This is a genomic window from Pseudoalteromonas sp. SANK 73390 (genome assembly GCF_054966645.1).
The window spans coordinates 26,347-40,502 of the sequence record NZ_ARPN01000043.1; the positions used below are offsets into that span (position 1 = coordinate 26,347).

Here is a 14,156-nt window from a genome sequence, read left to right on the forward strand (position 1 = left end):
GCGTCAATTTTGCTAAAATTCCGCGTCCTTAAAATGAGTATGCTGGTGTAGGTGGTTGGTACCATGGAGTTGTCTGAGTCTAAAGTACAATTGAGAAGAGTGGTCATTGGCATACCTACTTATAAAAGGCCTTGTGGATTAAAAAGGCTTCTGGAGTCAATTGCTAAAGTGACGATTCCCAGTAATGTTCAATTATCTCTCTTAGTAGCAGATAATGACAGCACTGAATGCCAAGGCTTAAAGCTGGTTGCTGAACTCAAAGAGCTATATATTCATCCGATAAAAACGACGGTTGTAGAAGAGCGAGGTATTTCGTTTGTCCGAAACGATTTACTCAAAGAAGCATTTGATGACCTGCAGGCCGATTTTTTAGTTATGATTGATGATGATGAGTGGGTGGAGCCTCAATGGTTAACTGCATTATTGGCTACGCAAGAGCGTACTTCATGTAATGTGATTAGCGGGGTAGTCAAGCCCGATTTTACTACCTCCCCCCCCAATTGGTTACGCCAGCTGTCAATTTATTATCCGCCACTGCCAACAGCATCTTGTGAGGTTCCTCTGATTGAAGGTGTCGGGAATGTTTTATTATGTAAAAGTGTTTATTTTGAATTTGAGCAGCAACGCTTTGACCCATTTTATGCTTTGTATGGCGGAGGAGATAAAGAGTATTTTACGCGTTTAAAGAATAAAGGGGCGCGTTTTGCTCTATCTATAGATGCTGTCAGTCATGAGGTATTTGATGCCAGCAGAGTGACCAAACTCTGGGCTGTTGAACGAGCATATAGAATTGGCGCTGCAGATATGCGAATTATTATGCTGCATCACTATTCTATTAAACGTCTTTTTGTAGAACTATGTAAACTCTTTGTAGGCTTTTGGGTTGGTTTGCTGACTTATTTGCTGCCATTGATATCGCAAAGAAAAAGAATGAAAGGTAAACTGCTCATGATGCGACAGATAGGTAAAGTTAATGGATTATTCAATAAACATAAACCTGTTTACAATAAGGTTCATGGAAAATAGGGATGGCCATTGTGTTTCCAGTGCAAAGAATAACATAAACTAATGTTAACAAAGGCTGATTTTATAGAATGATTATCTGCTGCTCAATATTTAATTTAAATGAGAATGTGATAATTAAAGTTTGCTCAATAGTTATGAAACATAAATAGCTTTTTGAACAAGTTCACTGGACCAGAGCTAATGTAACCGACAGTCATTTCGTTTATTTGCCTATTGATATAAATACTTACTTTGTAGCGATATCTGTTGAACGAGTCGCTTTTGTATCTAATGATGTTGAGTTGCAAACAAGAACACTGCTAGCAGTACCAAATTGATTATAAATACTCTATAATTGCGTGTTCGCAAAATCAACCTATTGTACAGATCCACTGCTGTTTAGTCAGTATAGCAGCAGTTAGTTTTGAAGGTAGCAAAGGATAGATATCTACATATAACAGTAGAGTAGAAAAAGTAAATGAAAATATCAGTAGTCATGCCTTTGTATAATAAGGCTAAGTTTGTATCTAGGGCACTCAATTCTGTGTTTGCACAAACGAAGCAGCCTTTAGAAGTCATTGTGGTTGATGATGGTTCTTCGGATGATAGCACTAGTATTGTAGAAGCTTTGTTTGGTAGTCGCATCAGGCTTATCAGGCACCATCAAAATATGGGAGTGTCTCAAGCTAGAAATTCAGGGATAGCCACTGCGACAGGTGACTTCATTGCATTTTTGGATGCAGATGACTACTGGTTACCACACTTCCTTGAAACAATTTTTTCGCTTCACAAGGATAACCCTGGTGGGGCTGTTTTTTTTACCGCTTACCAGTTTTATGATGGCAATGAGCTAAAGCCAGCTAAAAACATACATTTACCAAATCAATCTGGTGAAGTAGATGATTATTTTTTAGCTTGTTGTAATGCAGATTTACCCATTACATCTTCTTCTGTCTGTATAGAGACAGATGCATTGAAGCAGATAGGCATGTTTCCGGTTGGTGTTAAATTGGGTGAAGACCAAGTAGTTTGGGGGAGGTTGGCTTGCCAAGCAAAGCTCTTTTACTCTCCTAAATGTGCTGTGGTCTATGATCTCGATGCTTCAAAATCAAAGTTTACGCAGAGTATACAGCTATCTCCGCATATAGATTATTTTGACGCATTAACCAAAGATGATAATACACCTAAACAATTTGTTAGTAGTATTGGATACTTATTACATTTGTCTGTTATGAGCTGTGTCAGAAAAAACTTAATGAGTGGTAACAAACAGACAGCATTTTCTATTTTGAAAAATAACGAGTTTTTAATTTGGGACAAATACAGAATCATCGCATTTTTATTATTGCTAATTCCTACAACGCTTATTTCACGGTTTTTTAGATATGCACGTACTTTTAGATAAAATTAAGCAGAGTCCAAATATTGAATCTCAATTAGACCGAGCTATCAATAGCCAAAGTAACTGGGAAGGAACACAAGTTATCACTTTCGTGAATCCATATTCTTATTTACTACTGAGAGAAAATAGAGGAATAACTGAGCAAATAGATGCAATCTATACAGATGCTATCTCGTCCGCTAAGTTATTTTCGTTGTGCTTTGCTCGAACAGTGCCACGAATTAGTTTTGATATGAGTTCATTTGCTAAAACTTTTTTAGAGAAAGCAAATGAGCATAAACTAAAAGTTTACTTTATTGGTGCCCAAGATAAAGATATTGAAAAAACAGTGGAAATATTCAAATGCAATTATCCAAATATTAATATTGTTGGTTACGAACACGGTTACTTTCAGTCAGATGACGAAGTGATTTCACGTATTTCAAAATCAGAAGCTGAGTATGTTATTTGTGGTTTGGGCACGCCAAAGCAAGACGAATTCGCGGTTAAGTTGAAAGCACATCAAGGGTGTGTGAAACAAGTATATACATGTGGTGGTTTCTTACATCAAACATCAAATAAATTACACTACTATCCTGCTTGGATAGATAAATTTCATTTACGTTGGTTATATCGTGCTTGTAATAGCTCGTATGTAGCAAAGCGACTTTTGAAACAGTACCCTCAATTCTTTTGGGTCTTTTTCATCGACTTTTTTAAAAGAGCCAGCTAGATAGAGGGTTTTATATGAAAATTCTGATAACAGGCGGAGCTGGGTTTATAGGTTCCGCAGTTGTTCGAACAATTATTAATACATCTGACCATGAAGTGGTTAATGTAGATAAGTTAACTTATGCAGGAAACTTAGAATCATTACGAACAGTTTCTGATAGTGAACAATATACTTTTGAACAGGCCGACATCTGTTCTATGAGTTCGATGCAGCGTATTTTTTCTGATCATCAGCCAGATATTGTGATGCACCTTGCTGCAGAGAGTCATGTCGATCGTTCAATTGATGGCCCTAGTGACTTTATTCAAACCAATATCATTGGGACTTATACGTTATTAGAGGTAGCAAGAGCGTACTTTGCTCAGTTGAGTGACGAAAAGCAGCAACAGTTTAGATTCCATCATATTTCAACGGATGAGGTTTATGGCGATCTAGCTGATACGGGTGGCTTGTTTACTGAAAGTACAGCTTATGACCCGAGTTCACCATACTCAGCATCAAAAGCATCTAGCGATCATTTGGTCCGCGCCTGGCAACGAACTTTTGGGTTGCCTATTGTGGTGACTAATTGTTCAAACAATTACGGACCTTATCATTTCCCGGAAAAACTCATTCCACTGATGATTTTAAACGCGTTAGATGGTCGGCCATTGACTGTTTATGGTGATGGTCAGCAAATCAGAGATTGGCTTTATGTGGAAGATCATGCTAAAGCGCTATTATTGGTGGCAACACAGGGTACGATAGGGGAAACCTATAATATTGGTGGGCTTAACGAAAAAACTAATCTTGAAGTTGTGACAACACTTTGTGAACTACTGCAAGAGTTAAGGCCTGAATTACCAAATAGAATTAGTCACTATAAAGATTTGATAACCTTTGTAGCAGATCGCCCAGGCCATGACTTACGATACGCTATTGACGCTTCTAAAATAGAACGTGAACTTGGCTGGAAGCCAGAAGAATCCTTTGAATCAGGGCTTAAGAAAACAGTTGAGTGGTTTTTAGCAAATAAGCCTTGGTACTCTAGAGTGTTAGATGGATCATATCAATTAGAAAGATTAGGGCAGGGGTAGAAAATGAAAGGAATTATTTTAGCTGGCGGCTCAGGAACAAGGTTATACCCCATTACGCAAGGTGTTTCAAAACAGCTATTACCTATCTATGACAAGCCAATGATCTATTATCCTCTGTCAGTACTTATGCTTGCTGGGATTAAAGAAATCTTAATTATTACTACGCCAGAGGATGCGGCAGGCTTTGAACGTATCTTAGACGATGGCAGCCAGTTTGGAGTTAATATTACTTATGCGCAACAAGCAAAACCTGACGGCTTAGCGCAGGCGTTTATTATTGGTGAGCAGTTCATTGGTCAAGATTCCGTATGTTTGGTGCTAGGGGATAATATATTTTATGGTCAAGGGTTTACGCCAAAACTATTGAATGCAGCAAGCAAGACCAAAGGGGCAACCGTATTTGGTTATCAAGTCGGTGATCCTGAAAGGTTTGGTGTAGTTGAATTTGACGAGAATTTCAAGGCGCTTTCGATCGAAGAAAAGCCACAGCAACCAAAATCAAATTACGCAGTGACAGGTTTATATTTTTACGACAATTCAGTGGTCGATATTGCAAAAACGATTAAGCCCTCAAGCCGTGGTGAACTAGAAATCACTTGTTTGAACAATGAGTATTTAAATCGAGGCCAATTAGAGGTCGAAGTGTTAGGTCGAGGCTTTGCTTGGCTTGATACTGGTACTCACGATAGTTTGTTAGAAGCGAGTCATTTTGTGCAAACTCTTGAAAGGCGTCAAGGGTTAAAAGTGGCATGCTTAGAAGAAATAGCATGGAAACAAGGCTGGTTAACGGTTGATGCCTTACAAGCCCGTGCCGATTTAATGAAGAAAAACGGTTATGGTAAGTATCTAGACTCATTAGTAAAGGCGGGAAAAAAGTGATAGAGCAGTTAGACTTTAAATCTAGAGGGGATGAGCGAGGCTCTCTTATCGCCTTGGAAGTTGATAAAGAAGTCCCTTTCGATATCAAACGTATCTATTATATTTATGGCACAAAACCGCAGGTATCTAGAGGGTTTCATGCTCATAAAAATTTACAACAGGTTATTTTTGCCGTAGCAGGAGCGTGTGATCTCTTGCTAGATGATGGCACAACAAAGCAAACCATTAGATTGGACACTCCCGAACGTGGCGTCCTTATCAATGGAGTAATTTGGCGAGAAATGCATAACTTTACTGCTGATTGTGTATTGATTGTATTAGCAAGTGATGTCTATGACGAATTGGACTATCTTCGTGACTACGATCAGTTTTTGAATTGGATAAAATAATATGATCCACCCTCTTGCTGACGTGAAAGCAGAAAATATAGGTCATGACACTACTATTTGGCAATTTTCAGTGGTATTTAAAGGTGCCCAGATTGGCAATCATGTGAATGTATGTGCTCATACGCTAATAGAAAGTGACGTGATTATTGGTGACAGAGTCACTATCAAGTCTGGTGTATATTTGTGGAATGGTTTACGGATTGAAGAGGACGTGTTTATTGGTCCAAATGCAACATTTACCAATGATATCATGCCACGTTCAAAGCAGTATAGTGAGCAGTTTCCATTAACTAGATTAAAAAAAGGTGCCTCTATAGGCGCAAATGCAACTATTCTTCCTGGCGTCGTCGTTGGTTGTAACGCAATGGTTGGCGCTGGCGCAGTTGTTACAAAGTCAGTCCCTGATAATGCTGTTGTTGTGGGCAACCCAGCACGCATCGTGCGTTATTTAGATGACAAGCAAGCTTAAACTTTTTTATTATTGTGAGTACCATCATGTCAATTCAAGTTCCTTTTCTTAATTTACAAGCCATTAATGCTCAGTACGACGCTGAGCTAAATCTTGCAGCTCAACGTGTGATCCAGTCTGGGTGGTATCTATGTGGTAGCGAATTAGAGTCTTTTGAGGCTGACTTTGCAAAATATTGTCAAACTAAGCACTGTATTGGTGTTGCTAATGGGCTGGATGCTTTAACGTTGACTTTACAAGCTTGGCTTGAAATGGGTAAGCTCCATAAAGGTGATGAAGTATTGGTACCAGCAAATACTTATATTGCTTCGATTTTAGCTATTTCTAAAAATGGGCTTATACCTGTTTTTGTTGAGCCTGACTCGCGTTCTTTCAATATTGATATTGATAAAATGGCTACACATTTAACGGATAAAACCAAAGTGATTATGGCTGTGCACTTATACGGGCAGCTAAGTGAAATGGACGCTATCTGTGATTTTGCTCAAACAAATCAGTTGTTAGTTATTGAAGATGCAGCTCAATCACACGGTGCAACGATTAATGGAAAAAAAGCGGGTGGTTTTGGTGATGCGGCTGGTTTTAGTTTTTATCCGGGGAAGAATTTGGGGGCACTTGGAGATGCTGGTGCGATAACAACTGATGATGATGACCTGGCTGATGTATTGACGGCTTTGCGTAATTACGGTTCCCACAAAAAGTATGAAAACCTTTATCAAGGTGTTAACTCTCGTTTAGATGAAATTCAAGCTGCTTTTTTGAAAGTGAAATTGGCGCACCTGGATAGTGAAATTGCGCGTCGCAGAGCCATCGCACAGCGCTATTTTAGTGGCATTGAAAACTCATTAGTAATACTGCCTCAGATAACAGACCCTCAAGCACATGTTTGGCATTTATTTGTTGTTCAAACACAAGAAAGAGATGTTTTAAAAGCTCATATGCAGAAGCAGGGCATTCAGTGCTTAATTCATTACCCAATCCCACCACACAAACAAGCAGCATATTCGGATCTTCGTGAACTTAGTCTGCCTATCAGTGAGCATTTACATGAAACGGTGCTTTCTTTACCTGTTGATCCAACGATGACAAATGAACAAGTCGAGCTAGTTATAAAAGCAGTTAATAGCTTCACACTATGAAGCTATTTAGCGTTACTATATTAAGCGGGCTATTAACTCTGCTTAATATGGTCAAAGGTTTTGTCGTTTCAAAATTTGTTGCGGTATATGCTGGTACAGAAGGGGTGGCTTTAGTCGGTCAACTGCAGAGTTTTGTAAATGGTTTGAACGGTGTGATGTGTAATCAGCTATCACAAGGTGTATCACGTTATACCGCCGAGTTTAGAGATAACCCCACACAATTTTGGCGTGCAACTAGTAAACTTATTAGTTTGATATTTATCATTACAGCACCAATCATTTTGCTAACTTCAGGTAAACTCGCGGAATTACTTTTTGATAATATTGCATTGTATTGGGTGGTATTACTTGTTCTGTTAATGCTCCCCTTAAATGTTGCTAATGCGTTGCTGTTGGCTGTCGTTAATGGTAGAGAAGAGCATGCGAAATATATCACAACCTTAATGATATCAACGGTGATGTCTTGCTTGATCGCCGTTATGCTTATTTACTTATACGGACTGGTTGGAGGGTTAGCTGCGGTAGCCGTTAATAATGCTATTGCCGGTATTGTTGTTATTGCACGGGTTTGTAAAGAGCCGTGGTTTAAGTTTAAAAATTGGGTCGGTTCGAGTAAAGGTGAAGATGTTAAGGTAATGTCTAAATATTTGGGGCTTGGCCTTATAGGTGCGCTAACAGGACCCGTCTCTTTGATATTAGTGCGAGATACATTGACCTCAGAAGTTTCTATTGATGCTGCCGGACAATGGCAGTTAGTTTGGAATATTTCGACTGCTTATTTATCTATATTGATCACTGCTATTGGTGTGTATTATTATCCAAAACTGTCTAAGTCAACAAGTAGAACAGAGTTAAAAAGCACGACATTGCAAGTAACTGTGTTAGTGATGTTTTTGGCTATTTTAGGCGGTGGAATTATTTATGGCTTAAGAGAGTTCTTAATTTTACTACTTGCTACTGAAGCATTTTTACCAGCGGAAGCATTATTCAAAACACAAATTATTGGTGATGTGATCCGAATTCTCAGTCATATTGGTGCTTTGTTAATGCTTGCAAAAGGCTACTTTAAGATGAATGCTTTTTGTGAAATTTTTGCGAGCTTCGGGTTTGCACTGATGACGATGTACCTAGTTGAATTCCGAGGAATAACTGGGGTTTCAGAGGCCTATGCCATGACTTATTTCGCTTATGGCGCCATTGTTTGGATTGTATTTTTTAAACATTTGAAGAAAATGGAGCTGTAATGAGCAAGGCTATGACCCCGTTAGTTTCAGTATTAATGCCCTGTTATAATGCACAGGCATTTCTTAGGCAAAGTATTGAATCGATTGTAAATCAAAGTTATCAAAATGTTGAAATACTGTGTGTAAATGATGGCTCAACCGACAGTACTTTAGAGTTATTACAAAAAATAGCCGCCCGCTACCCGCAAGTTAAAATATTCTCAAAGGGCAACGGTGGAGCATCAAGTGCACGAAACTATGCGCTTAAATATGCCAAAGGGAACTATATTTGTATGGTCGACTCTGACGATGAATTGGCTCCAAATGCCATAGAAAAGTTGTTTGAAGCTATGCAGTCTACAGATGCTGATGCAGGGCTATTTGACCTGTATTATTGGAATGGAGCATCTGAGCATAATAAGTTTAAACAAGTGCCAACCCAAGGTGTTGTTTCTGGATTAGAAGCGACTGAGCTTTCTCTTGATTGGAGTATTCATGGAGTTGGTATGTATAGAGCGAGTATGTTTTCAGATATTCGGTATGATGAGTCAAATTTACATGGCGATGAATTGACAACAAGAGAGTTATTCTTATCGTGTCAAAAAGTAACATTTAGCTCAGGTAAATACTTTTACCGCCAACATCAAAACTCTTCAACCAAATCGTTTTCTATGGCTCGGTTTGGTTTACTGCAAAATCAGTTAAAGTTAAAAGCGTTACTCGATAGGCAAGACGTTTTCGACCAAATGCAGTCGCGCTTTTGTGCGCAGCTGATGGTATGCGTTTGGTCCAGCTTTATTGTAATGACAGAAAATAAGTCCAAAATGGAGCAAGCCCAGCTTGCTCAAGTTGAAAATTTAATTTGTCAATGCACATACATTATTAAACAAACTTTCTCTATAAAAGTGATACAATATAGGCCTTTTTATTTACGTTTGCTGACATGTACAGTGCTGAATAAGCCAATACTAAAATTAGCCGCAAACGGGTTTATTTTACTTAAGCGTATGTTAAAACGCTAATTGGAAGTTATTTTGAAGTTTACAGTTATTATCCCCTTTTATAACCAACAGAAATTTGTAAATGATACGCTATCGAGTGTATTAGCAGCGATCCGAGATGACGATGAAGTGATTGCAATCGATGACTGTTCTACGGATGATACGTTCGATAGGTTACAGGTTTATGCTAATACAGATAAACGCTTAAATGTGTATAAAAATGAAAAAAATCTTCGGCAAGTTAAGACGATGAATCGAGCTGCTTCTATGGCGTCAGGAGACATATTAGTTGTATTGGGTGGTGATGACTTATTAGGCAAAGGGTTTGTGCAGCAACTACAAAAGCCATTTGAAGAGGGGGCTGATATTGTATTTTCGCCCGTTCTTTTTTTCTATCAGACTAAAAATGTTGACTTTTCTGCAGGTTTCAATAGAGAAAATGATGTTTTAACATTTAATGATGTGCTCTTTGGTTGGGGTAGTAAAAAAGGCGAAAAGTATAGCATTATTGGTTGCGCAATCAAAAAGTCTACCTTTTTAGAATTAGACGGCTTTTCTGAGGATGTGGTGATTGAAGATCATGACTTTTTCTTGAAAGCTGCAAAGCAAAATAAATCTCTGCAAATAATTGGTGGCCGGTGTGCTTTTTATCGGCAAGTCTCAGGCAGTATCTCTAGTAATATGAAAAGGATGATAAAAGAAGACTATAAAGTGATCTGCAAACATACATCCGGTACAAAAAAATGGGTGGCAATGGCAAAACGATTGCTTATTTTTTCAGTTGTTTTATTGAAGCGAAAACTACAGAGTAATGGACGGATGTCATGAGTAAAGGGGTGTTAGTGATCTCATTTACTGCCGGAAATCATAATGGAATAGGTTTATTAGCCGAGCAGTTAGAAAGTAATGAACAAGTGCAGTTTGCGTTTTTTTCTAAATCTAAGAGTACGATAGTAAGTGATATCATTCGCATAATTAAAAAGGGCATGGCTAGTCATACTATTGTTATAAATTATGTATTTTTGTGTTTGCTTTTTTGTCCTTTATTTAGAGTGTTGGGTAAGCGAGTTGTTTTTATTCCGCATGAAGGAGAGCCCTTATTTCCTAAAATCTTAAAACGACAAGTCCCATTTGTTCGTCGTATGGTTGCATCTAAAAAGCTTACTAAATTATGTATCTGGATGACAAACCAGACTTTGTGCTTATCTAAGCTTCAAGCAAAGGCATTAAAAACGAACGAGCATGACACTATACATTTAGGTGCTCAGTTCCCATATACTGAAATAATAAAAGAACCAAATTCATTTTTCTTTCCAAACCGAAAACATGAAGAAATAAAAGGATTTGAACAAATTCAAACATGTCACCATTTGCTACTTAACTGCGATAGTGGTGAACTTGACTATGATGCAATGCTGAAATACTACGCTGAGTCTCAGGTAGTGCTTATACCTTCGATGATTGAAACTTACTCTTATTGCATGGTGGAAGCAATGCTTGCCAATTGTATCATTGTGGTGACTAATAGTGTTGGCCTAGCGTTTGATTTAGAAGTTGAACTTGGAGGTGTAAATCTTCGTGAATATGGCGTATATATTGTTGAACATCCGAGAGACGTTGCCACTTTTGTACTTGAGCATTTTGAAATGCTGTCGGAACGACACTCGAGAACAAGAGAATTGGCAATAAAATATGGTTTAAATGGTGAAGCAGCAGTAAAAGTTATGGAAGCGTTGAGTAATGATAAAAAATAACTACCTATTTTTTATTATGTTAATGTCAGTAGCGAGTTTTATCTCCTATAAGTACTATAACCCGCTTCCAACAAATGCATTGTTTGAGGTCATGATACTAATTAGCTTGCTACTTGTAGCTAAGCGGATGGAGTCAGGCGCTTGGTTTATTATTTGTGTTTGCTTGTTGTACATATTATATACATTTACTGTCGCATACTTACATGGTACACATCCAAAAGACTATTTTTTAGCTTATAAATCATACGTATACTTAATAATTTTAGCTTTTTTTTCTGGTAAGTGTCTTTTTAGTCAACGACAAGTCATTATGCTTTTTAATATATTGCTAGGTATTTTTTTTAGTAAATATATACTTTGGTTAATTTTCGCGACTTTCAAAAGACCTGGCGTTTTTGCTGAAAATAACTTTGAAATAATGACAATGCTGTTCATTGCGTTGGCTGTTTGGTCAATCGAAAAGAAGCTCTCAGCAACTCAGTGGCTAATGTTAACCTTAGTGGTATTTATGTCAGGCTCTCGTTCGGGAGTTGTAGCTTATTTTGCTATGTTGACTTTATTGCTTATTCGTAACTTTGACTTTAGAACAATTTTGAAGCTGTTCTTCCTTGCCATAATCGGTGGGGGAGTAGTCGCAGTTTTAGCCAGCCGGCTATCAGGTGGTGATGTGAGTTCTATTGATAGGGTTGTATTTGCTCAGGGCTTCTTAATTGCTGTTAAAGATTGGAGTTGGGTAAACGTTTTGTTTGGTTCAACACCACTAACAGCACTACCTGATGTGGTTTGTGAGCGTCTCACTTTTTATAAAACACTGTTTAGCGCAAAAGATCCAACAATATGTTATTCGGTTATTCTTCACTCATACATTATTAGACAAGTGTTTGATCATGGTATTGTTGGCTTACTAATAGTGTTTGTTATATTAAACCAGCTAATGAAAATTAGTTTAGTTCCAGGGCGAGCGAGAATAAGTGTGCTGGTAATTTTGTTTCTAAATGGTTTGTCAGTAAGTTCAATAAACAGCGTTTATGCGTTGGTAGGGTTAGTTCTGATACTGACTACATTATATCCTCACCGTTATGCACTGGAGTTGAAAAAGTTAAGTGAAAGTTCAGCAAAGTGTCGCGAAACTGACACTGGGTTGTAACCTGATACTTTTATTGTTTTATGAGATAATAAAGGAATATAATTTGAAAATCTCGGTAATCGGTTGTGGCTATGTGGGCTTATCTAATGCCGTTTTATTAGCTCAATATAATGAAGTAAGTGTATATGATATTGATCATGCTCGGATTGAAAAGTTAAAACAGGATTTATCGCCTGTTTTTGATCCGCAGATTAGTGACTATTTAGTAAATAGGGAACTAAACCTAAACCCAACTACCTGCTTGAAAAGTGCGTTGCATGGTGCAGGTTTTGTTTTAGTTGCAACTCCGACTGACTATGATCCAGAAACAAATTATTTCAATACTGATTCAGTAGAATCTGTTATTGCAGATGTGTACAGGCACAATCCAAATGCGGTAATTGTTATTAAGTCGACCGTTCCTGTAGGATTTACAAAACAACTCTCTGAACAGTTAGGTATTTCTAATATTATGTTTTCACCTGAATTTTTACGTGAGGGTAAGGCGCTTTACGATAATTTACACCCTTCTAGAATTATTGTGGGTGAGCGATCTGAAAGGGCGCGATTATTTGCAGAGTTATTACAGCAGGGGGCGATAAAAAAAGATATTGAAGTGCTTTTTACTGACTCAACAGAAGCTGAAGCGATCAAGTTATTTTCTAACACTTACTTAGCTATGCGCGTAGCATATTTTAATGAATTAGATAGCTATGCCGAATCTCATGGTTTGAATACAAAGCAGATCATAGAAGGGGTATGCCTTGATCCTAGAATTGGTAATCATTATAACAACCCATCTTTTGGTTATGGCGGTTATTGCTTACCAAAAGATACGCAACAGCTTTTAGCTAATTATCAAAATGTACCTAACAACATTATTCAAGCTATTGTTGATGCAAATACAACTAGAAAAGATTTTATTGCTGAGTCAATTTTAAAAAAGCAGCCAAAGGTGGTTGGTATATACCGGCTGATTATGAAAGCAGGTTCAGATAATTTTAGAGCTTCATCTATTCAAGGTGTGATGAAACGCATCAAAGCCAAAGGTATAGATGTAGTTGTATACGAGCCGGTGTTAACTGAAAAGTTGTTTTTTAATTCGCAAGTGATATCTGATTTTGAAGTGTTTAAACAGATGAGCGATGTAATCGTCTCAAACCGAATGGTTGAGGAATTAAGCGATGTTAAAGATAAAGTTTACACTCGTGACCTGTTCGGTTGTGATTAGCTTTTTTTAAACTGAGATTTTATTCGCCGGTGTAGGCTATCTTATACCTATCATTTTGTATTAGCTTTGTACCTTTTTTGGTCACTTAAATGTATTGGTGCTACTAGTACTAGACTCATCGTTATATATACGTATAATCTGTTGCGTTTAAGCTCGAATAAGAAAATGGACTGTTCAAATGAAGTATTGGTATTTAGTGTACTGTAAACCAAAACAAGAAAGCAGAGCATTAGCCAACTTAACACAGCAAGGGATCGAAGCGTTTTTCCCAACATTGAAGCGACGTAAAACCACATCATCACGCGCTGTTACTCAGCCTTTGTTCCCCAGATATATCTTTGTTCATCTAGATTCATATTCTATACACTTTTCCGCAATAAAATACACGAGAGGGGTTGTTGATTTTGTCCGCTTTGGAGAGCGTATTCAAGAAGTACCTGAACCGATAATTCAATCTCTTCGTGAAAATAACATGGCAACGGATTTATGTGAGTTTGCACTTGGAGACAAAGTTATGCTTACTGATGGCTGCTATAAAAATATAACAGCAATTTATCAGCAAGCTGATGGTGATACGAGAAGTGTTTTACTTATTAAGCTTTTAAACCAAGATGTGCAGATTGTTACTGAGAATAGTGTTTTTAAAAAGCAAGCTTAATTTGGCGAACTAGAGATTTACATACGTTAATAGCTTAAAAAATAACTTTAACTAAAAAATAGCGAATAAAACAGCATTTAGGAGCTGCAACC

Annotated in this window: 15 protein-coding genes; all 15 read left to right on the forward strand. The window is 37.7% G+C overall.

The genetic code is table 11. The features are described 5' to 3' along the window. Window positions 1-63 precede the first annotated feature (63 nt). The 15 genes from SANK73390_RS05030 to rfaH all read left to right on the forward strand — a co-directional run bounded on the left by SANK73390_RS05030 (window position 64) and on the right by rfaH (window position 14,064). Window positions 64-1,026, forward strand: a complete 963-nt coding sequence (locus SANK73390_RS05030; protein WP_462764310.1) for a glycosyltransferase family 2 protein — start codon at window positions 64-66, stop codon at window positions 1,024-1,026. A 457-nt stretch (window positions 1,027-1,483) separates the two neighbouring features. Further along, on the forward strand, window positions 1,484-2,410 hold the full coding sequence (locus SANK73390_RS05035; protein WP_462764313.1) for a glycosyltransferase family 2 protein: 927 nt from the start codon (window positions 1,484-1,486) through the stop codon (window positions 2,408-2,410). Continuing rightward, window positions 2,391-3,119 carry a WecB/TagA/CpsF family glycosyltransferase gene (locus tag SANK73390_RS05040; RefSeq protein WP_462764316.1) on the forward strand — a complete coding sequence of 243 codons (729 nt, stop codon included), beginning with the start codon at window positions 2,391-2,393 and terminating at the stop codon, window positions 3,117-3,119. Before SANK73390_RS05035 ends, SANK73390_RS05040 begins: the two co-directional genes overlap by 20 nt. Before the next feature lie 14 nt (window positions 3,120-3,133). Further along, a complete protein-coding gene (rfbB, locus tag SANK73390_RS05045; RefSeq protein ID WP_462764318.1) occupies window positions 3,134-4,195 on the forward strand; it encodes a dTDP-glucose 4,6-dehydratase in 1,062 nt (353 codons plus the stop codon). Between the two features lie 3 nt (window positions 4,196-4,198). Continuing rightward, a complete protein-coding gene (gene rfbA, locus SANK73390_RS05050; RefSeq protein ID WP_462764321.1) occupies window positions 4,199-5,074 on the forward strand; it encodes a glucose-1-phosphate thymidylyltransferase RfbA in 876 nt (291 codons plus the stop codon). Further along, window positions 5,071-5,463: a sugar 3,4-ketoisomerase gene (locus SANK73390_RS05055; protein ID WP_462764324.1), complete on the forward strand. Its 393-nt coding sequence runs from the start codon at window positions 5,071-5,073 to the stop codon at window positions 5,461-5,463. Before rfbA ends, SANK73390_RS05055 begins: the two co-directional genes overlap by 4 nt. 1 nt (window position 5,464) lies before the next feature. Then, window positions 5,465-5,932: an acyltransferase gene (locus SANK73390_RS05060; protein ID WP_462764326.1), complete on the forward strand. Its 468-nt coding sequence runs from the start codon at window positions 5,465-5,467 to the stop codon at window positions 5,930-5,932. 26 nt (window positions 5,933-5,958) lie between these two features. Beyond that, a complete protein-coding gene (locus SANK73390_RS05065; protein ID WP_462764328.1) occupies window positions 5,959-7,071 on the forward strand; it encodes a DegT/DnrJ/EryC1/StrS family aminotransferase in 1,113 nt (370 codons plus the stop codon). Next, window positions 7,068-8,315 carry an O-antigen translocase gene (locus SANK73390_RS05070; RefSeq protein WP_462764331.1) on the forward strand — a complete coding sequence of 416 codons (1,248 nt, stop codon included), beginning with the start codon at window positions 7,068-7,070 and terminating at the stop codon, window positions 8,313-8,315. Before SANK73390_RS05065 ends, SANK73390_RS05070 begins: the two co-directional genes overlap by 4 nt. Before the next feature lie 11 nt (window positions 8,316-8,326). Beyond that, window positions 8,327-9,316, forward strand: a complete 990-nt coding sequence (locus SANK73390_RS05075; protein ID WP_462764332.1) for a glycosyltransferase family 2 protein — start codon at window positions 8,327-8,329, stop codon at window positions 9,314-9,316. Between the two features lie 12 nt (window positions 9,317-9,328). Next, window positions 9,329-10,123 (forward strand): glycosyltransferase family 2 protein, encoded by a 795-nt coding sequence (locus SANK73390_RS05080; RefSeq protein WP_462764335.1) that lies wholly within the window; start codon window positions 9,329-9,331, stop codon window positions 10,121-10,123. Further along, window positions 10,120-11,049, forward strand: coding sequence for a glycosyltransferase family protein (locus tag SANK73390_RS05085; protein WP_462764338.1), 930 nt, complete (start codon window positions 10,120-10,122; stop codon window positions 11,047-11,049). Before SANK73390_RS05080 ends, SANK73390_RS05085 begins: the two co-directional genes overlap by 4 nt. Window positions 11,050-11,467: 418 nt before the next feature. Next, window positions 11,468-12,196: a hypothetical protein gene (locus SANK73390_RS05090; RefSeq protein ID WP_462764341.1), complete on the forward strand. Its 729-nt coding sequence runs from the start codon at window positions 11,468-11,470 to the stop codon at window positions 12,194-12,196. 43 nt (window positions 12,197-12,239) lie between these two features. Further along, window positions 12,240-13,406 carry a nucleotide sugar dehydrogenase gene (locus SANK73390_RS05095; protein WP_462764428.1) on the forward strand — a complete coding sequence of 389 codons (1,167 nt, stop codon included), beginning with the start codon at window positions 12,240-12,242 and terminating at the stop codon, window positions 13,404-13,406. A gap of 178 nt (window positions 13,407-13,584) precedes the next feature. After that, complete coding sequence (gene rfaH, locus SANK73390_RS05100) at window positions 13,585-14,064, forward strand: transcription/translation regulatory transformer protein RfaH (protein ID WP_462764344.1); 480 nt, start codon at window positions 13,585-13,587, stop codon at window positions 14,062-14,064. Window positions 14,065-14,156: the final 92 nt, after the last annotated feature.